16 protein-coding genes and 1 pseudogene are annotated in these 18,761 nt (G+C 49.0%); 5 read left to right on the top strand and 12 right to left on the bottom strand.

The annotated features are described in order from the left end of the window. The first annotated feature begins 68 nt into the window (after nt 1-68). A complete protein-coding gene (locus tag P3339_RS00685) occupies nt 69-2,423 on the top strand; it encodes a Tex family protein (protein ID WP_282952115.1) in 2,355 nt (784 codons plus the stop codon). Between the two features lie 49 nt (nt 2,424-2,472). Here P3339_RS00685 and P3339_RS00680 read toward each other — a convergent pair whose 3' ends face one another. The 5 genes from P3339_RS00680 to P3339_RS00660 form a co-directional block, all read right to left on the bottom strand. After that, nucleotides 2,473-3,159, bottom strand: a complete 687-nt coding sequence (locus P3339_RS00680) for an RluA family pseudouridine synthase (protein WP_282952114.1) — start codon at nt 3,157-3,159, stop codon at nt 2,473-2,475. 80 nt (nt 3,160-3,239) lie between these two features. Then, entirely contained in the window at nt 3,240-4,079 is an 840-nt protein-coding gene (gene metF / locus P3339_RS00675; RefSeq protein WP_282952113.1) for a methylenetetrahydrofolate reductase [NAD(P)H], read from the bottom strand. Between the two features lie 61 nt (nt 4,080-4,140). Beyond that, nucleotides 4,141-5,526 carry an adenosylhomocysteinase gene (gene ahcY / locus P3339_RS00670; RefSeq protein WP_026305161.1) on the bottom strand — a complete coding sequence of 462 codons (1,386 nt, stop codon included), beginning with the start codon at nt 5,524-5,526 and terminating at the stop codon, nt 4,141-4,143. A 103-nt stretch (nt 5,527-5,629) separates the two neighbouring features. After that, nucleotides 5,630-6,850 carry a methionine adenosyltransferase gene (metK, locus tag P3339_RS00665; RefSeq protein ID WP_020414035.1) on the bottom strand — a complete coding sequence of 407 codons (1,221 nt, stop codon included), beginning with the start codon at nt 6,848-6,850 and terminating at the stop codon, nt 5,630-5,632. Between the two features lie 71 nt (nt 6,851-6,921). Continuing rightward, nucleotides 6,922-7,878: a metalloregulator ArsR/SmtB family transcription factor gene (locus P3339_RS00660; protein ID WP_020414034.1), complete on the bottom strand. Its 957-nt coding sequence runs from the start codon at nt 7,876-7,878 to the stop codon at nt 6,922-6,924. A gap of 256 nt (nt 7,879-8,134) precedes the next feature. Between P3339_RS00660 and tkt the strand changes: the two genes are divergently transcribed. Both tkt and gap read left to right on the top strand, forming a co-directional pair. Continuing rightward, on the top strand, nt 8,135-10,135 hold the full coding sequence (tkt, locus tag P3339_RS00655; protein ID WP_282952112.1) for a transketolase: 2,001 nt from the start codon (nt 8,135-8,137) through the stop codon (nt 10,133-10,135). Nucleotides 10,136-10,222: 87 nt separating this feature from the next. Then, nucleotides 10,223-11,244 (top strand): annotated as a pseudogene (gap, locus tag P3339_RS00650) (type I glyceraldehyde-3-phosphate dehydrogenase). 559 nt (nt 11,245-11,803) lie between these two features. On the opposite strand, the gene P3339_RS00645 reads toward gap, so the two are convergent. Together P3339_RS00645 and P3339_RS00640 are read right to left on the bottom strand one after the other, a co-directional pair. Beyond that, nucleotides 11,804-13,837 (bottom strand): hypothetical protein, encoded by a 2,034-nt coding sequence (locus tag P3339_RS00645; protein WP_282952111.1) that lies wholly within the window; start codon nt 13,835-13,837, stop codon nt 11,804-11,806. Nucleotides 13,838-14,051: 214 nt separating this feature from the next. Then, nucleotides 14,052-15,245: an aminopeptidase gene (locus tag P3339_RS00640; RefSeq protein WP_282952110.1), complete on the bottom strand. Its 1,194-nt coding sequence runs from the start codon at nt 15,243-15,245 to the stop codon at nt 14,052-14,054. Between the two features lie 80 nt (nt 15,246-15,325). Between P3339_RS00640 and P3339_RS00635 the strand changes: the two genes are divergently transcribed. Continuing rightward, nucleotides 15,326-15,556 carry a hypothetical protein gene (locus P3339_RS00635; RefSeq protein ID WP_157533540.1) on the top strand — a complete coding sequence of 77 codons (231 nt, stop codon included), beginning with the start codon at nt 15,326-15,328 and terminating at the stop codon, nt 15,554-15,556. A gap of 105 nt (nt 15,557-15,661) precedes the next feature. Next, nucleotides 15,662-15,844 (top strand): DUF3149 domain-containing protein, encoded by a 183-nt coding sequence (locus P3339_RS00630; protein ID WP_020414028.1) that lies wholly within the window; start codon nt 15,662-15,664, stop codon nt 15,842-15,844. A gap of 370 nt (nt 15,845-16,214) precedes the next feature. On the opposite strand, the gene tatC is transcribed toward P3339_RS00630, so the two are convergent. From tatC to hisI, 5 genes are all read right to left on the bottom strand, one after another. Continuing rightward, a complete protein-coding gene (gene tatC, locus P3339_RS00625; protein WP_020414027.1) occupies nt 16,215-16,964 on the bottom strand; it encodes a twin-arginine translocase subunit TatC in 750 nt (249 codons plus the stop codon). 73 nt (nt 16,965-17,037) lie between these two features. Further along, nucleotides 17,038-17,544, bottom strand: a complete 507-nt coding sequence (tatB, locus tag P3339_RS00620; protein WP_282952109.1) for a Sec-independent protein translocase protein TatB — start codon at nt 17,542-17,544, stop codon at nt 17,038-17,040. A 30-nt stretch (nt 17,545-17,574) separates the two neighbouring features. Beyond that, the gene (tatA, locus tag P3339_RS00615) at nt 17,575-17,838 is read right to left on the bottom strand and encodes a Sec-independent protein translocase subunit TatA (protein WP_020414025.1); all 264 of its coding nucleotides are present in this window, start codon (nt 17,836-17,838) and stop codon (nt 17,575-17,577) included. 129 nt (nt 17,839-17,967) lie between these two features. Continuing rightward, nucleotides 17,968-18,306 carry a phosphoribosyl-ATP diphosphatase gene (locus tag P3339_RS00610; protein ID WP_020414024.1) on the bottom strand — a complete coding sequence of 113 codons (339 nt, stop codon included), beginning with the start codon at nt 18,304-18,306 and terminating at the stop codon, nt 17,968-17,970. A gap of 8 nt (nt 18,307-18,314) precedes the next feature. Then, the gene (gene hisI / locus P3339_RS00605; RefSeq protein WP_020414023.1) at nt 18,315-18,716 is read right to left on the bottom strand and encodes a phosphoribosyl-AMP cyclohydrolase; all 402 of its coding nucleotides are present in this window, start codon (nt 18,714-18,716) and stop codon (nt 18,315-18,317) included. Nucleotides 18,717-18,761: the final 45 nt, after the last annotated feature.

Here is an 18,761-nt window from a genome sequence, read left to right as displayed (position 1 = left end):
GGCTAGTTCCCGGTCAAACCCCGCTCCTAGAGGTACGAAATCCCCCGGAAAACGGATGTAAACATCAAATGCTGGATATCAACGTTCGCATCGCCGAAGAACTCAATGTACGCCCACAACAAGTCACGGCCGCAGTATCCCTGCTCGATGAAGGCGCCACTGTGCCATTTATCGCCCGCTACCGGAAGGAGGTGACTGGGGCCCTGGATGACACCCAATTACGCAATCTGGAAGATCGCCTACGCTACCTGCGTGAACTGGAAGAGCGCCGCGCAGCCATCCTGAAAAGTATTGATGAACAGGGCAAACTCTCTCCGGAGCTGGCGCAACAGATCAACAGCGCCGACACCAAAAACCGCCTCGAAGACCTCTACCTTCCCTACAAACCCAAACGTCGCACCAAAGGACAAATTGCCATAGAGGCGGGACTGGAGCCACTGGCTAATGCGCTGATTAACGATCCCAGCCTAGACCCTGCTGTAGAAGCTCAGCAATATCTCAACACCGACCACGAAGACGCCTCCCTACAAGTAAAAGACATCAAAGCTGCCCTGGACGGGGCCAAATTCATCCTGATGGAACGATTCGCCGAGGATGCCGAGCTTCTGGGCAAACTGCGCGAATTCCTCAAACGGGATGGGCAGGTCAAATCCAAACTGCTGGATGGTAAAGAAGAAGAGGGAGCCAAGTTCCGCGATTACTTCGAGTATGCCGAAGACTGGTCCAAGGTTCCCTCTCACCGCGCCCTGGCAATTTTTCGCGGCCGCAATGAGGGCATCCTCGCTATCAGCGTAGGTTTGCCAGAGGAGGAGGGAGCTTCCCCCACCGCCGGCCACCCTTGTGAAACCATGATTGCGAGACACTTCGATATTAGCGATGAGGGACGCTCTGCAGATAAGTGGCTCGGCGAAGTAGTGCGCTGGACTTGGCGTATCAAGCTGCTTACCGCACTGGAAACCGACCTGCTGGGTGAACTGCGAGAAAAAGCCGAGGAAGAAGCGATCAAGGTATTCTCCCGCAACCTTAAAGACTTGTTATTAGCGGCACCTGCTGGACAAAAAGCCACTATCGGCCTGGACCCAGGCCTGCGCACCGGCGTCAAAGTAGCAGTGGTAGATGCCACCGGTAAAATGCTGGACCACACCGCTATCTTCCCCAACCCACCACAGAACCGCCATCAGGAGTCCGCTGCTGTTATCGCAGCCCTATGCAACAAATATAATGTGGGCCTGATCGCTATCGGCAACGGCACCGCCAGCCGTGAGACCGATAAGTTTGTAGGCGAAACTATCAAGCAATACAAACTCAGCGCGCAGAAAGTAGTGGTGAACGAGGCTGGTGCATCTGTGTACTCTGCCTCTGAATTTGCCGCGCGGGAATTCCCTGACCTGGACGTGACTATTCGCGGCGCTATCTCTATCGCCCGCCGTCTGCAGGACCCGCTGGCAGAACTTGTAAAGATCGAACCCAAATCCATTGGTGTTGGCCAATATCAACACGATGTGTCACAGACACAGTTAGCGCGCTCCCTCGACGCTGTAGTAGAAGACTGTGTAAACGGTGTCGGTGCAGAGCTGAATTCCGCCTCAGCACCACTGCTGGCCAAAGTTTCTGGCCTGACTGCCTCTATCGCCAGCAACATCGTCAGCTATCGCGACCAAAACGGTGCCTTTAAAAATCGTAAACAACTGATGGAAGTCCCTCGCCTTGGCCCAAAGGCCTTTGAGCAAGCCGCCGGATTCCTGCGCATTAACAATGGCGATAACCCCTTGGATAAATCCGGCGTACACCCGGAATCCTACATTGTGGTAAAACGCATCGCCGAGAAAAGCAGCCGTGAGATCAACAGCCTGATCGGTGACTCCGCCTTCCTGCGTCGCCTGAATCCAGCGGACTACACCGACGAAAAGTTCGGGGTACCCACCGTTACCGACATCATCGCCGAACTGGAAAAGCCCGGTCGCGACCCGCGTCCGGAATTCCGCACCGCTCGTTTTGAAGAGGGCGTGGAGGAAATCAAGGACCTGCGCCCGGCTATGGTTCTTGAAGGTACCGTAACCAATGTCACCAACTTCGGTGCCTTTGTGGATATCGGTGTGCACCAGGACGGCCTGGTGCATATTTCCGCACTCTCAGAAAAGTTCGTCAAAGATCCCCATGAGGTGGTTAAAGCCGGCGATATTGTAAAAGTAAAAGTGATGGAAGTGGACGTTGCCCGCAAGCGTATTGGCCTTTCCATGCGTCTCTCCGACGAACCAGGAGAACAGGGAAGCGGAGGTGTTAAAAAAGGTGATCAACGGGAAAATCGCCAGGCTCAGCGCTACAACAAACAACAAGGCAGCCGGCAGCAAAAGGGGGGCCAAGGTAACAACCGTGGCAGCATGGGCGATCTGTTGATGGCAGCGATGAAGAATAAGAAGTAATAATAGTGAAAGCAAAAGGCGATCTATTGATCGCCTTTTTAACTTAATATCAAACTACTTCTGACGAAGTGTTTCCTAAAGAGAACTCTTTTGAAAGCTCGCTACTGAAATACAACAATTCTCCTGTAGCTGGGTGTTTAAATCCCAGCTCTCTTGCATGCAGTAATAACCTGGGGGCTGCGTTCAGAGCCTCTATATGCGCATAAAAGGGATCACCTAATATCGGATGGCCTATTGCCTGCATATGCACCCGCAATTGATGCGATCGCCCAGTAACAGGTGTAAGTCGAATTAAGCTGCGACTCCCAGAAGTTGTTACTTTTTCCCAACGAGTTAGGGAGGGTTTACCTATTTCAAAATCCACTTTCTGCTTAGGCCTATTCGGCCAATCACAGATTAATGGCAGCTCAACTTTACCGGAGTCAGCTTCAGGAGCTCCCCATACCCACGCTATATAGGTTTTACTTACCTCACGATTTTGGAAGAGAACACTGAGTTGTCTATGCGCTTCCGGGCTACGAGCCATAACTACTAGGCCTGAAGTATCCATATCCAACCGATGCACAATCAATGCTTCCGGGTAACATTCTTGAACTCTGCTAGCCAAACTATCCCATTTGGTGGGATCACGACCAGGCACGCTAAGGAGTCCGCTCGGCTTATCCAATATCAGCAAGGAACTATCTTCAAAAACCACAGAGAGATAGGGCTCTGTGGGAGGGTTGTACTTGCGCATCACTAACTCTTAAAAAATGCTATCTGATACCAATCCCTTCCTGCGGTTTGAGAACCCAATATTCCTTCAAAAGTGAGAGGTCATTTTGCCCCTAGGCCTAGAGATTTCAAAATATGTGCAGAGGTATCAACCTGATTCATCGTATAAAAATGCAACCCGGGTGCGCCACCCTCCAACAGGGTTTCGCATAAATCAGTAACCAATTCCAGCCCTAATTTACGAACATCCTCTGGACTTTGGTAACTCTCCATCCGCTTTTTCAGCCAGCGTGGAATTTCAGCACCGCAATTGCGTGAGAAGCGTACTAAATTATCAAAATTGATAATCGGCATAATTCCTGGATAAATCGGTGCATCAATGCCAGCCCTCTCACACTGGTCAACAAAATAAAAATAAGAATCGGGGTTGTAAAAATATTGGGTCAGGGCACTGTTGGCACCTGCCTCAAATTTTCCCTTTAAATAACGTATATCATCGTCATAGCTATTGGACTCCGGATGTATTTCCGGGTAAGCGGCAACTTCCAGATGGAAATGATCGCCTGTATGGCGACGAATAAAAGCCACCAACTCATTCGCATATACCAGTTGCGCCACAGCTCCCATACCAGAGGGCATATCACCACGAAGTGCTACAATACGGTTTACACCTGCCTCTTGGTATGTATTCAATAAACCGAGTATTGTCTCTTCATTATCACCACCGAAAGATAAATGGGGTGCAATTGAGATACCATCGCGACGCATATCAGTGACGATATTCAAGGTGGTCTCTCGCGTAGTGCCACCAGCACCATAAGTGACAGAGAAAAATTCAGGGTTAAACGCCTGTAAAGCCTCGCGGGTTTTATACAGCTTTGCGCGACCTTCGGGGGTTTTGGGTGGGAAAAATTCGAAACTGATGCGAATAGAGTTTTTCATTTTATTTTCCAGGCCCTCCGAAATTTAGGCACCGGCTAAGCCGGTGCCTTTGATGAGGATATTAGTATTTATAACTTTCTGGTTTGAACGGACCGTCCACGGAAACACCGATATATTTAGCCTGCTCTTCTGTCATACGGGTAATCACGCCGTCAAAACCTTCAACCATATAGCGGGCTACTTCTTCATCGAGGCGCTTGGGCAGTACTTTTACATACAGTGCAGATACTTTTTGGTCTGCAGGTAGGTCAGCAAACTTCTCTTCAAACAAGTGAATCTGCGCGAGAACCTGGTTAGCAAAAGAGCCGTCCATAATACGGCTGGGGTGACCAGTAGCATTACCAAGGTTTACCAGGCGGCCCTCGGATAGCAGCAGCAGGTGATCATTGGTCTCACTGTTGCGCACCACTTTATGTACCTGGGGCTTAACTTCCTGCCACTCCCAGTTCTCACGCATAAAGGCAGTATCAATCTCGTTATCAAAGTGACCGATATTCGACACAACTGCGCCGCTCTTCAGAGCTGAAAGCATATGCGCATCGCATACATTGGCATTACCGGTAGTCGTTACGATCAAGTCAGTATTGGCCAGCAACTCCTTATTAATACCTTCCGCAGTGCCGGTGTTGATACCGTCAATGTACGGGGACACCAGCTCAAAACCATCCATGCAGGCCTGCATAGCGCAAATCGGATCTACTTCAGACACTTTTACAATCATGCCTTCCTGGCGCAGGGAGGCCGCTGAACCTTTACCCACATCACCGTAACCGATAACCAATGCTTTTTTACCAGCCAACAGATGGTCGGTAGCACGCTTGATCGCATCGTTCAAACTGTGACGACAACCATATTTATTGTCGTTTTTACTCTTAGTAACAGAGTCATTTACGTTGATTGCCGGTACCTTTAAGGTGCCTTCGCGCAACATGTCCTGCAGGCGGTGTACACCAGTGGTAGTCTCTTCACTAATACCGTGACAGTTATCGAGAATATCAGGGTACTTACGATGCAGCAGTTCGGTAAGATCTCCACCATCATCGAGAATCATATTCGGCTGCCAGCCGGCGACATCGGCACCAACAGTGCGCTCCAGACACCACTCATACTCTTCCTCAGTCTCGCCCTTCCAGGCAAATACCGGAATGCCACTTGCGGCAATGGCCGCAGCAGCGTGATCCTGGGTTGAGAAAATATTACAAGAAGACCAGCGCACTTCTGCACCCAGGGCAACCAGAGTCTCAATCAGAACCGCGGTCTGGATGGTCATATGAATGCAACCCATGATACGCGCACCTGCGAGGGGTTGGTCTGCACGATATTTTTCCCGCAAAGTCATCAGTGCCGGCATTTCGCCTTCAGCGATTTCGATTTCACGACGGCCCCATTCAGCCTTGGAAATATCCGCGATCTTGAAGTCTTTAAATTCAGTACTCATCTGGTTCATGCTGTTTATTGTCCAATAAAAATTGTTATTACATTGGAGCTTTATCGCTCCAATTTAGTAGCTCCCAATTCAGAAATAGGAGCCACCGCCTTAAGAGGTGAGATCAAAGTCCGGCCTGGACGCGCAGGGCATCCACCTTGTCAGTTTTTTCCCATGGGAAAGCGGTGAAGGTCTCACTGCGCTCCTGACCATTACTGTCCACCCAGTTATAGGTATGGGTGAAAGGATCACGCCCAAAGTGGCCATAAGCCGCTGTCAGCTGATACATGGGGTGCAATAGGTCTAAGGACCTGGAAATAGCAAATGGGCGCAGATCGAAATTCTCACGTACCAGTTCGGCCAGTTTCTCTTCTGGAATAATGCCGGTACCAAATGTATTGATAGCCACAGACGTGGGCTCAGCTACACCGATGGCATAGGAAACCTGGATTTCACAGCGCTTGGCCAGGCCCGCAGCGACAATATTTTTTGCCACATATCGACCGGCGTAGGCCGCAGAGCGATCCACTTTAGAAGGGTCCTTACCGGAGAAAGCTCCACCACCGTGACGTGCAGAACCGCCGTAGGTATCCACAATAATTTTACGGCCAGTCAAGCCACAGTCGCCTACAGGACCGCCGATAACAAAGTTACCGGTTGGGTTGATATGGAACTTAGTGTCCTTGTGCAGCCACTCCACCGGCAGGGTGTGATGTACGATCAGCTCCATCACAGCTTCACGCAAATCAGCCTGGCTGACATCCGGATTGTGCTGAGTAGAAAGAACAACAGCATCAATCGCACAGGGACGGCCCTGTTCGTCATAGCGGAAGGTCAACTGACTCTTGGCATCCGGGCGCAACCATGGCAGCAGGCCGGACTTGCGCGCTTCCGCCTGGCGTTCCACCAGGCGGTGGGAGTAGTAGATAGGCGCCGGCATAAAGGTCGGGGTTTCATTGGTGGCGTAGCCAAACATCAGGCCCTGATCACCGGCACCTTGGTCTTCCGGTTTGGCACGGTCAACACCCTGGGCGATATCTACAGACTGCTTGCCGATCACATTGATCACACCACAAGTCTCGCCATCGTAACCCACATCGGATGAGGTGTAGCCGATATCGGTGATTACTTTACGCACCAGATCCTCAAGGTCCACCCAGGCAGAAGTGGAAATCTCGCCGGCGATCACCGCAATCCCGGTTTTTACCAGGGTTTCACAGGCAACACGGGCCTGCTTGTCGCGGGCCAGCAATGCATCCAGTACCGCGTCGGAAATCTGATCGGCAATCTTATCCGGATGCCCTTCGGACACGGATTCTGATGTAAACAATCTATATTCACTCATGTGAGAGTCTCCATTTATTCCGCCGCGGGCGGTTAGTAAAATTCTGCTTCTGACAATACGTTCAGACGCCGTCAGGGTTTTATAAATTCTCGTATCTGGATCTGGAAACCGTTACGCAGTGCACTGTATACACTGCGCCCATCCCTCAGCCCGGCACTCTGTGCCCAGTCACTCAATTGCTCCGGGGTAAAGCCCAGCCATAGATCACCACAGGCCTCCCTGGCCCAGTCCTGACCGTGCTCTTGCAATTCAGCCACCAACAACTGGCCGCCAGTTTTTAACGCACTCTGCAAATCATGAAAGATCTGCGCGGGATCTGGGGTGTGATGCAGCACCATATTTACCACGATGGTATCCGCACTTGCCGGGCGCGCCGCGGCGGCACGTGTATCGCTGCAGACAAACTCAATATTGGCCAGCCCCTGCTCATCGGCAAAAGCCTGGGCACGCTCCAACATAGCTGATGACAGGTCCAGAGCCGTTACCGTGCCAAAACGCAGGGATAGTTCCTGCAAAAACTCGCCTTCACCTGGGCCCACTTCCAATGCGTGGCGCCCAGAAATAAGCAGTTGGGCCACCTGTGGTCCATAAACGCTGTAGCTAGCGATCAGCTCCTGTTGCTCGCGGAACCGGTTACCGTAATCGGCAAAGAAACGGCGTGAAGCCTCAGCCCGCTCCTCAGAAATTCGCGCTACCGACTGGGCCCGTTCATCGGACAATGACAGAAGATCCAGATTCACAAATAACTGCTCGAGTAGCGGAGTGCCCCCCGTGCGCCGGTAAAAGATGTTGTTACCTTCGCGGCGCTTAGTCACCAGCCCAGCTTGGGCAAGGACTTTTAGGTGGTGGCTCAAGGCGGGTTGGCGCAGATCAAAAATTCGACACAATTCCAGCACACTGTAGGAGTCTTGACTGAGTAGACGCAATATCTCAAGTCGCAGGGGATCTCCTGCAGCCTTTAAGGTCATCGCCAGCTGCGAAATTTCCGCACCGGGACCGGATTCAAAGGTGGGCTGGGATTCAGACATGGGGACGAGTCTAGCAGCCACAAGATACTATATCAAAAGATTTTGATATAGCTCCATAAAATTATTTTGATGTAGATACTTTTAGGCAATTCCAGAACCCAGATTAGGAAAATTGCTGCTGTACTTGGTGGCAATTTTTCCGGCAAGCCTTTGCGTGGGGCAGGTCTTTACGGGAAAATACGCCCCCATTTTGTCCTCGCGGAAGCTGCCAAGAGAGCGGTACCGCGGCCTACCCGAAAATCAGAGAGCTCTTCCTATGTCTTCTACCCCCTCTCGCACAGACATGGCCAACGCCATTCGCGCCCTGTCCATGGATGCGGTCCAGAAAGCCAACAGCGGCCACCCAGGTGCGCCTATGGGTATGGCAGATATCGCCGAAGTCTTATGGAATGACTACCTGAAGCACAACCCGGCAAACCCTGAGTGGGCCGACCGCGACCGCTTCGTGCTCTCCAATGGCCATGGCTCCATGCTGCTGTACTCATTGCTGCATCTTTCCGGCTACGACCTGCCGATTGAGGAGCTGAAAAACTTCCGCCAAATGCATTCCAAGACTCCGGGCCACCCGGAATACGGTTATGCGCCTGGCGTCGAGACCACTACCGGCCCGCTCGGCCAGGGTATAACCAATGCGGTGGGCATGGCTCTGGCAGAGAAAGTACTGGCAGCCCAATTTAACCGCCCCGGTTATGAACTGGTTGACCATCACACCTATGTGTTTATGGGCGACGGCTGTCTGATGGAGGGTGTCTCCCATGAAGCGTGCTCCTTAGCCGGCACTCTGGGCCTGGGCAAACTGATCGCCTTCTATGACGATAACGGCATCTCCATCGATGGCGAAGTGGAAGGCTGGTTTACCGACGACACACCCAAACGCTTCGAATCCTATGGCTGGCACGTAATCCCCAATGTAGATGGCCATGATGCAGCCGCGATCAAAGCTGCAATTGAGGAGGCCCGCTCAGTTACCGACAAGCCCACCATCATTTGCTGTAAAACGGTTATCGGATTCGGTTCGCCAAATAAACAGGGCCGCGAAGAATGCCACGGTGCCCCCCTAGGTGACGACGAAATCGCACTGGTGCGCGAGACCATTGGCTGGGCCCACGCACCTTTCGAAGTCCCCGAAGGTATCTATGCCGGTTGGGATGGAAAAGCCAAAGGTGAAGCTCAGGAAGACGAGTGGAAAGACATCCTGACTGACTACCGAGAAGAATTCCCTGAGCTGGCCGCCGAATTCGAGCGCCGTATGAGTGGCGAACTGCCGGCAGACTTTCTGGTGAAAGCCGATGATTACATTAAACAGTGCCAGGAAGACGCGCAGAAAATTGCTTCACGAAAGGCGAGCCAGAATGCACTCAATGCCTATGGCCCGTTGCTACCCGAGATCCTCGGCGGCTCTGCCGACCTGGCAGGCTCCAACCTCACTATTTGGTCTGGCTCCAAGGGTGTGAGCGCTGAAGATGCCTCCGGTAACTATGTCTACTACGGTGTGCGTGAGTTCGGCATGAGCGCCATGATGAACGGTATCGCCTTGCACGGAGGTTTCGTACCTTATGGCGCAACCTTCCTAATGTTCATGGAATATGCGCGCAATGCCGTACGTATGGCCGCACTGATGAAGCAGCGTGTTATCTTCGTCTACACACATGACTCGATCGGCCTAGGCGAAGACGGCCCTACCCACCAGCCTGTAGAACAGCTTAGCGCCTTGCGCTCCACCCCGAACCTACACACTTGGCGCCCCTGCGATGCCACTGAATCCGCCGTGAGCTGGAAGATGGCTATCGCTCGCAAAGAAGGCCCCAGCACCCTGGTATTCAGCCGTCAGGGGCTGGCTCCTCAAGCGCGCAATGCCGCACAGCTGGCGCAGATTGAAAAAGGTGGCTACGTACTTTCCGACTGTGAAGGCACTCCCGAAGCAATCATTATTGCTACCGGTTCTGAAGTCGAGTTGGCCATGGCCGCACAGGAAAAGCTCGCCGGCAAGAATGTTCGCGTAGTTTCCATGCCTTGCGCGGAAGCCTTTATGGAACAGGATGAATCTTATCGCGAATCTGTATTGCCCTCTGCTGTGCGTGCTCGTGTAGCGGTTGAAGCCAGCCATAAAGACTATTGGTACAAGTTCATTGGCTTTGATGGCGAGATTATCGGTATGAACACCTTCGGAGAATCCGCTCCGGGCGGCGAGCTGATGCAACACTTCGGCTTTACCGTAGACAACGTAGCCGCAACCGTCGAGAAGCTGGTGAAGTAACTCAGCGCGCTAGCTGGTCGCTCCCTGCTATTGTTTACCGCAGGGAGCGCTCGGTACCTTCCACAATTCCTATCTGGCAGTACTGCTATGACAACCCGACTCGCTATCAATGGTTATGGCCGTATCGGCCGCTCTGTTCTGCGTGCTCTTTATGAATCCGGTGCCCGAGATAACCTACAGATTGTCGCTATTAACGAGCTGGCTGACTGCGCCACTATTGGACACCTGACAAAGTACGATTCCGTACATGGGCGTTTTGCCGGTGAAGTCTCGGTGGAAAATGACATTTTGGTGGTCAATGGTGATCGCATTGCGGTGACACACCACGAACAGCTTGAAGATCTAAATTGGAAGCAGGAAAGAGTCGATATCGTGCTCGAGTGTACAGGCAGTTATAAGGAGCGTAAGCACGCCGAAACCCACTTGGCCACTGGGGCAAAAAAGTTTTATTTTCCCAACCTGCCAGCCGCGATGTAGATGCCACTATTGTCTACGGCATCAACGACCACACTCTAAACGGCTCCGAAACTATTATTTCTGCAGCCTCCTGCACTACAAATTGCAGCGTGCCAGTGATCGCGGCACTCGACCGGGCATTTGGTATTGAAGCTGGGGTTTTAACCACAATCCACTCCGCCATGAACGACCAGCCAGTAAGCGATGCCTACCATCACACCGATTTGAGAAAAACACGGTCCGCCGTTACCTCAATAATTCCTGTCGATACGGCTCTTGCCCGAGGTATCGAACGCATATTGCCGCATTTATATGGAAAATTTGAAGCCCAGGCTATGCGCGTACCCACAGTCAATGTCTCCGCCATTGATCTGTCTGTTCAATTACAAAAGAATGTAAGTCAAATTGAAGTGAATGCTTTGCTGAAGTCCATAGCCGCAACAGAATTCAAAGGCGTCCTCGGCTTCACCGAAGAACCACTTGCCTCTTGCGACTTTAACCACGACCCTCGCTCAGGAATTATTGATGCCAGCCAGACACGGGTTGCCGGTGACAAATTAGTAAAAATATTAATCTGGTTTGATAATGAGTGGGGGTTTGCTAATCGGATGTTAGATGTGGCGCATATAATTACGAAAACACCCAGAGTTTGAATCGCCTGCACTCAACTCTAAACTACATCTTCCTCAGGCTGCTGCGGTAGCCGTATTTTTTCCCAATATCTGCCGAGAAATTTTATAACCCAACGTTTTTCTGGGACGATTATTTAAACGTCCAACAGCCACCTCAATCTCTGTTTGACTCACAAGTTTAAAGTCACAATTTTTCGGAAATTACTAGCGCAGCAAGTCATTAGTGTTCTCGTTCAGGCCTCTCACCCAAGATGCATACAGATGCGCAAAATAGACCGCCAAATCAACTACCCACTAATCTTCTCGTGCGGAGCAAATTCTTTTCCATTATCGACCATAATGGTGTGTACTAAGTATTTATACGATCAAGTAGTGCAATGATAGCTTGAGCAACTCACTCCGCTGTCTTACGATCTACAATGGTGCCCAAAGTATTACTATAACCTTTGCCAATTATACGAAACCAATTATTAATTTTTAAAAATCCAGCATCGGGAAAGTCAGGGTAGACTGACAAAATAGGTACGACCTGCTAAAAGACAGATAAAAAAGGCATCAAACACTTGATGCCTAAAAAAATTTATTTTTGGGGGATTTTTATTGGCCTTTCAGCTATTTTTTTCATCTCCGAATGATAAATAAGAGATGACCTTAATAGGTGACCACCAATATCGGATAAATCAGGAATTATATCACGCCGATAATCATCAAAGATCCGCAATTTTTTCTTCATGCGAAAGTTGCTACTTTCGCTAATGTTATAAATTCCCCATTCACGCTCTCGATAAAGGTGACAACTCTCAATACTAGTCGGATCCCAAGAATCAGGGATACAAAATCCACCATCTCGCTTCAAGTAATGTCTAATTGTTACATTATTATTGCCATTTAGCTTCCATAAACCTGGATATGTATTTATTTCATTTTCCTCTAAACTTCCACTAAGATTAGAATCAAACATGCTAACTACTTCTACCGTTCCATCAGCATTTAATTCGAACCAATAATAATCCGATGGCCACCGAAAATTTTGCATCGGACCACTTACCTGGTAGATTCCTGCAATTTCACCTTCTTTCCATCCAGTTGAATCTTGAACAAAATCCGTATAAAACTTTACTCTTTTGCTTTCACCGGTCTCTTCTAGAATAAAAACCCACGTCAGATTTCTATATTTATAATCTATAAACATATAGGTTAATTTAAGTCCACTTGGCATCTCCACTACCAGCTGGTAATTATCCTCCAAGTACCAAAGCCCAGATAGATCAACTTCGGATAACTCTCCGTTTCCGCTAATCTCTGGTATAGTAATATCAACGCTCCCGCCACTTTCATACTTACCATGAAATTGCATATCTAAGGCTCGCACTATATGCTGGGGGGAAATTTCAACTATAGGATCAATGATTTCTCCAGGTGTTGTTACTACAGGAAGGCTGTATAGCTTACCTAATTCAATCGCGCCAGAGACAGGAACCACCCCTGAAGATCGGATCGCAAAACTCATGTTTGTTCGATCTAAGAATTCATTGTCCTGGTATTGCCCATCTGGATAATGTGTATATTCCATTGCCTCAATAACAATAGAATCTGCAATAGAATTTTCAGATAACCAATTAATTTTATTAATTATTAAGTGTATTTCTTTGTAGGCTGAATTAAATTCATCATAGTAAGAACTTTCTATCAAATCCGCCCCTTCCAAAAGGATACCATCATTAGTTTGTAACCAAGTTATAGCTGCATAATCCATGACACCGTTAACTTCACCTGTGCCATCTTCCCTTAATACTAGTCTCATCCCTATTGATGGCAGGTAGTAAGTATCAGCAATAGGAGAGTGTTCAGATGGTGAAGAGGCCAACAAATTTATATCACGAGATATATTCTTTTTAGTTTTCTCAAATAGATCCGGAAAATTTTCACTGGCTCTCGCAACATAAAGAGAAGCTAAGCTATAATTTGTAGCTAGCTCATACGTGTCAGCGGCCTCTTCAGGCAACGCAATGCCTGCCTCCTCCAAAGGGAGTGGATTATCAATTAAAATCTTAACATATGTTGCAATAGCAAATACTACAGAAGCTTCCATACTATGGTAAGCCAAATCAAATTGTGAGCTGGATTTGACAGGGCCATTATTATTAATTTCTAAAACTGCAGATAGGGCTGTTGAGAGACTGGTAATATTCACATCCAGAAGCTCAGAGCGCACTAGAATCTGATCCTCGCCTGCTTTCTCTATTAAAGATTCTACGGAACCGAGTAAGCTGACAAGCCTAATGCCACTTTCACTAGGGAAAATGGCTTCCCCCTTCACAAAACTATGGATTCTGGATTCGTCAACTTCAATATTTATGGAGTAATTACCAAATGCATCAACCAATCCATGGAAATAGCTCTCACCTACATGGAATTTTACTTCAACGCCTGTATAGCTTGCGGTCTCCACATAACCTTGGATAGTTAAGCTCACGGTATTTTCTGGCTGCTCACCACTATCAGGGACTTTATCACTATCTTTTGACGAACTTCCACCTCCGCCACTACATGCGGATAGGAATAAAATACAACCAAGTAGTAAAAATCTGGATAGGAACTTACGGTACATCATTCTATTCATTTTAAGAATTGGGTTACAGAAGGTATTGGGAGAGTGACTATAAAGGAACAGTTAAAATCAGACTAGGATATATAAACATAGAACCATATTAAACAACCAGGCTTTTGATATTGGCTGTCACTATACGCAAACACACAGGGTGTCATCAAAAGACTATTTGTGTAGCGTAACCAAAGAAATCTAATTTTTTATTCAGTAGATTATTTTATATTGATCGTAAATTATTTGAAAAATAAGTATTCAATAAAAATAAATATTGCTCATCACTTTCCATACACTTCTTTCCTTCAGTAAAATTTTCTTGGTTTCTTCCCAAGTGTGTTCGGCGATATTCTTCCCCCAGCTTGTATAAGCTCGCTTCACGATCCATTTTATCCAAATCTCCCAACCTCTGTGCCGCATTATAAAAGACCTCCCAGTCACCACTTTCTATATACAACTGCTTGAAAGCGGGAACTTGGGATTCATATTCAGCGGCCAGGGCTAAAGTGGCATTGTTAGCTTTTTCTATATACGCCTGGTAGCGCGCTGGATTGGGCCAACTTACGGATATTTTCCGATAGCACTGGCGCAGACGTGAAAGCACTAAATTTTTTTGTTCGAGCTTAAAACTATCCGGTTCAGGGGATTTATAAATGGGTTCGAGCTGCTTGCGCGCCATATTCATCAATTGACGCACGGCCATTGTCTCGGCACGGGCTTGGGTAGCTGAACCGGTCAGGCCCTGGCTGACAAGCCAACCCGGTAGAGCAAGTTCCGAGACGGCAGTTGCGAAACTTTCATTGAATTGTGTATCACCAGAAATATATACACGCCTGTGTGCCAGTTCATGGAATAGCAATCCGGCTAATCTCTCTGGTGACCAATTTACAAAACTAGAGAGTACTGGGTCATCAAACCAGCCAAGGGTGCTATATGCAGGTACCGGCCCCAGATAAGTATCGTAACCCTGCGCCCTTAGACTATTAACTTTTGCAATTGCAGCAGACTTACGAAAATAACCTCGATAGCTGGCGCAACCAGCAACAGGGTAGCACCAGCGTTTTGGGGTTAAAGAAAATTCAGGAGCAGCCAAGACATTCCAGATGGGATATTGATCTTCCAGCTGTACATAAGAGCTGTAAGCTTGACCAACTGGTAAATTCAACTGCTGGGCAGCATAGGCCCGTATCTCCTGCACCAACATTAACTGTCGCCTCAGCTTTTCACTAGTGCCGGGCTGCTGTACCACTTTTTCAATTGGCTGTCGCGCGGACAGAATCCGCAACTGGCCCGCAGCAGCTTGAGCGTAATACCCCACCGTCTCACAACCACAAAGAAACAATGTGATGACTAACAGCCAAATATGCCTGCCATAAGCGCTTAATACTGACCTTAAGGCTCCAATGCTGATATACACTTTTGTCCTATTTTCCTTTTTGTTTAGTATCGTGCCTGTGGATCTATCCAGCTTCCTACAGACCTTCAATGGGTTATAGCATGCTGCCTGTTAGTGCAATCCTAATAGTCTTTGCTTTGGCATTTGCCGCTATAGCCTGGGGGCGGCTCCTGTATATCTGCTTTTCTGATGGGCCTCTAGCGGGCTTCCTTGCCCTGTTTTTACCACCAGTGGCGTTGTTTTTGCTCTTACCCAACTGGCGTGAAGAAAAGGAGCTCTATCAGTTGCTGGGAGCGGCCATAATCTGCCTGATCTTGGGCCTGGCACTTTAAGATTCCCTTATTGAATTAACTCAATTCCGGTTGATTTAGGTCAAGAGACTTACTTCCCAGGCCCATAGACTATATAGGTGAAGCATTGGCGTACTGGAGAGAAAGATGGATGCCTTAATTGATCTATTTACCAGCTTTTCCGGCTTGCTCAGCCTGGCCGTAATCGGGTTTATATTCCTGATGGCATTCTATTTTTATCGCCTGGTTCAAAACAATGTGGAAAAGGCAGTGGCGGAGCAGGAAAGGAAAGAACAAGCGGCAGTTTCCCATAGGAATAAGCCGGCCTGAACTGGAATATCCCGCTTAAGCCCAGGATCTTAGGGTAAATATTTTTGCCGTTGATACAGGCGGCAGCAGGCAATTATGCAGGGTTAACTCCAAAGCGAGCCCGGCACAATTGTCCATTTCCCGGGCTGACCGTCTGGTTTTTGTCGCGATGGGGGCTTGCTAGTAGTGGCACAAAAACCGGAGTCGATCAGCTTCTTTTTGCATGGAACGCAGACTGCCCATATACCTGGGTAACTCTTGTCTTGAGAGCAAAGGGTTACAATCAGGGGTAGGGTAGACAAAACAACAGGGCTATTGCCCCGGCAGCTTCGGCTGCCGGGGCACTTTACAGCACAGGGGGTGCTTATTACGCTCCCGGCTAACAGGCAGCTTATTCGGTTTGCTCTTTCTTGGAACCCCTTTTTATCCAGCGCCCAAATAAAATACCCACCTCAAATAAAAGCCACATTGGCACTGCCAGAAGTGACTGGGAAATCACATCAGGTGGCGTGAGTAACATGCCAATCAGGAAACACCCCACAATCACATAGGGGCGCTTGCTACCCAGGGTTTTTGCATCTACCGCTCCGCTCCAGATCAACAGCACAGTGGCGATGGGTATTTCGAAAGCAAAACCAAATGCAAAGAATAATTTCAGCACCAGATCCAAGTAGCTACGCATATCCGGCATCACTTTGATATCTGCATGGGCGGAACCGACAAAGAAATCAAAGAGAATTGGAAATACGACAAAGTAAGCAAAAGCAACACCCGCATAAAAAAGAAAAACGCTGGTGATCAGAATAGGCACCGCAATACGCTTTTCATTTTTATACAGGCCCGGTGCAATAAACGCCCAGGCTTGGTAGAGCACAAAAGGAATCGCAATAAAGAAAGAGACTATAAACGTGGTCTTAAATGGGGTGAGGAACGTTGAAGTCACCTCGGTGGCGATCATCCCAGCATCCCCAACCAGTCTCTCCTGCAGAGGGTTGGCAATAAAATTATAAATCTCTGAAGCGAAAGGCACGAGGCAGGCAAACAAGACGACCACGACCAATAAAGTACGTAACAAGCGGTCGCGCAACTCGATCAGGTGATCGATAAACGGCTGATGACTGTCTTGTGCTTTATCACTCATGGTTGCTTATCTTTTTCTTGTTGTGATGCTTTTTCTTCTTCATCCAATTCGACATTTTCCGGGTGATCGGGGTTCATGTCCGGGTCGCCAAAATCATGCCAGTGCTCCGGATATTCGGGGTCCTGCAACTCCTCCACAGTCTCATCCTGTTCAGGCAGGTAGTCCTCTTTTTCCGCACGGGGGGCTGGGGTTCTTCGGGGCGCTTCGGGAGGGCATTATCTTTAAGCTCCTTGACCTCCCCCTGTTTGGCATGCTGCTCTGCAGGAGGCTTTTCTTCCGTATCCTCGGTAACCTTCTGCAATGATTCACTCACTTCACGATTGGTCTCAGTAAAGGTGCGCTCCATTTCCCGGCGACTTTCCTCAATCTCGCGAAGGATGCGCTCATTGTGTAATTCCCGACGAATATCATCCGCACCCACCTCTTTTTCCAACTCTTCACGGGCGCTATGTAAAGTGCGCTTTAAGCCGGACCACCAACGGGCTGTAGTGCGGATGGCATCGGGTAGGCGCTCAGGCCCAACCACGAGCAAGCCCACCACAGCGACCAGCAGCAGTTCAAAAAAGCCAATATCAAACACAGAGCATTACTCGCGTTAACGGTTGCCGAATTATTTATCCTGGGATTGCTTATCTTTTTCCTTGGCGGTACTGCCTTGGTCTGGCTTTTCTTCTTCATCATGCTGCAGGCGCTCGGGATCTTTCTCCTCGTCGGCTTCTTTTTTCTTGTCTTCATCCTTGATCGCTTTGCGGAAGCCCTTAATAGCCCCGCCGAGATCGCCACCAAGGTTTTTCAGGCGCTTGGTTCCGAACAGCAGTAGGACAATGACTAGAATAATCAACAGCTGCCAAATGCTAATTCCACCGAATCCCATAATTGTCTCCATGTCATTTAATGCGATAGCCAGACGCTAAGCTGCCACGGGCTATCATTGGTAAACTGCAATTTTGGAAGCCTTCAACTACTACAGCAAAGACTCCTGAATACTTTCGATAAGCGCTTGTTAGCCCTTTTTGGGTCGCGCGGCTTTCTCCACCAGACCTGAAAGGCCAAAACGCCGGCCCAATTCCTCCAGCACATCCTGCGAATCTGCACCCAGATGAGAGAGCATCACCATTGAGTGAAACCATAAGTCCGCCGTCTCGGCGATCATATCCTGATTATCGCCGCTGGACTGTGCGTCTTTCGCAGCGAGAATGGTTTCCGTGGCCTCTTCGCCGACCTTTTCCAGGATTTTATTCAGGCCTTTTTTGTGCAGACTGGCCACATAGGATTTCTCTGCGTCTTCCTCACGCTTGCGACTTTCTAAGACGGCGTCGAGCTGCTGTAACAGGTCACTCATGCAGGGGCTCACTTGTAAATGGCTTTGGGGTCTTGAATCACAGGTTGATTCACCTGCCACTCACCATCCTGTAGTAGGTTGTAGAAGCAGCTGCTACGCCCAGTATGGCAGGCTATACCACCTTCCTGTTCCACCATCAGGAGAACGGTATCTCCATCACAGTCGAGGCGCACCTCGCGCACTTTCTGTAGAAAACCGGAGGTTTCGCCCTTGCGCCATAGGTTCTTGCGCGATCGCGACCAATAAACCGCGTAACCCTCGCTGGCGGTAAGGGCCAGAGATTCGCGATTCATCCATGCCATCATCAATACCCGGCCACTTTTATAATCCTGGGCTATGGCTGGTACCAGGCCGTCACTATTCCAACTGACCTGGTCAAGGAAATCGGTTGTCGCTTTTGCTTGAGTCAATGTCCCTTCCTTCAGAGTTCCAAGTGTAGGTCGGCCCAGACATAT

The sequence above is a fragment of the Microbulbifer sp. MLAF003 genome, from assembly GCF_030012965.1.
GTDB lineage: Bacteria > Pseudomonadota > Gammaproteobacteria > Pseudomonadales > Cellvibrionaceae > Microbulbifer > Microbulbifer variabilis.
The sequence above is the reverse complement of the archived record's forward strand: the minus strand, read 5'-3'. Positions and strand labels throughout refer to the sequence as shown.

Coding starts and splice junctions, on each gene's coding strand:
- P3339_RS00685 (WP_282952115.1), top strand. CDS start 69: ATGCTGGATATCAACGTTCGCATCGCCGAAGAACTCAATGTACGCCCA.
- P3339_RS00680 (WP_282952114.1), bottom strand. CDS start 3,159: ATGCGCAAGTACAACCCTCCCACAGAGCCCTATCTCTCTGTGGTTTTT.
- metF (WP_282952113.1), bottom strand. CDS start 4,079: ATGAAAAACTCTATTCGCATCAGTTTCGAATTTTTCCCACCCAAAACC.
- ahcY (WP_026305161.1), bottom strand. CDS start 5,526: ATGAACCAGATGAGTACTGAATTTAAAGACTTCAAGATCGCGGATATT.
- metK (WP_020414035.1), bottom strand. CDS start 6,850: ATGAGTGAATATAGATTGTTTACATCAGAATCCGTGTCCGAAGGGCAT.
- P3339_RS00660 (WP_020414034.1), bottom strand. CDS start 7,878: ATGTCTGAATCCCAGCCCACCTTTGAATCCGGTCCCGGTGCGGAAATT.
- tkt (WP_282952112.1), top strand. CDS start 8,135: ATGTCTTCTACCCCCTCTCGCACAGACATGGCCAACGCCATTCGCGCC.
- P3339_RS00645 (WP_282952111.1), bottom strand. CDS start 13,837: ATGATGTACCGTAAGTTCCTATCCAGATTTTTACTACTTGGTTGTATT.
- P3339_RS00635 (WP_157533540.1), top strand. CDS start 15,326: ATGCTGCCTGTTAGTGCAATCCTAATAGTCTTTGCTTTGGCATTTGCC.
- P3339_RS00630 (WP_020414028.1), top strand. CDS start 15,662: ATGGATGCCTTAATTGATCTATTTACCAGCTTTTCCGGCTTGCTCAGC.
- tatC (WP_020414027.1), bottom strand. CDS start 16,964: ATGAGTGATAAAGCACAAGACAGTCATCAGCCGTTTATCGATCACCTG.
- tatA (WP_020414025.1), bottom strand. CDS start 17,838: ATGGGATTCGGTGGAATTAGCATTTGGCAGCTGTTGATTATTCTAGTC.
- P3339_RS00610 (WP_020414024.1), bottom strand. CDS start 18,306: ATGAGTGACCTGTTACAGCAGCTCGACGCCGTCTTAGAAAGTCGCAAG.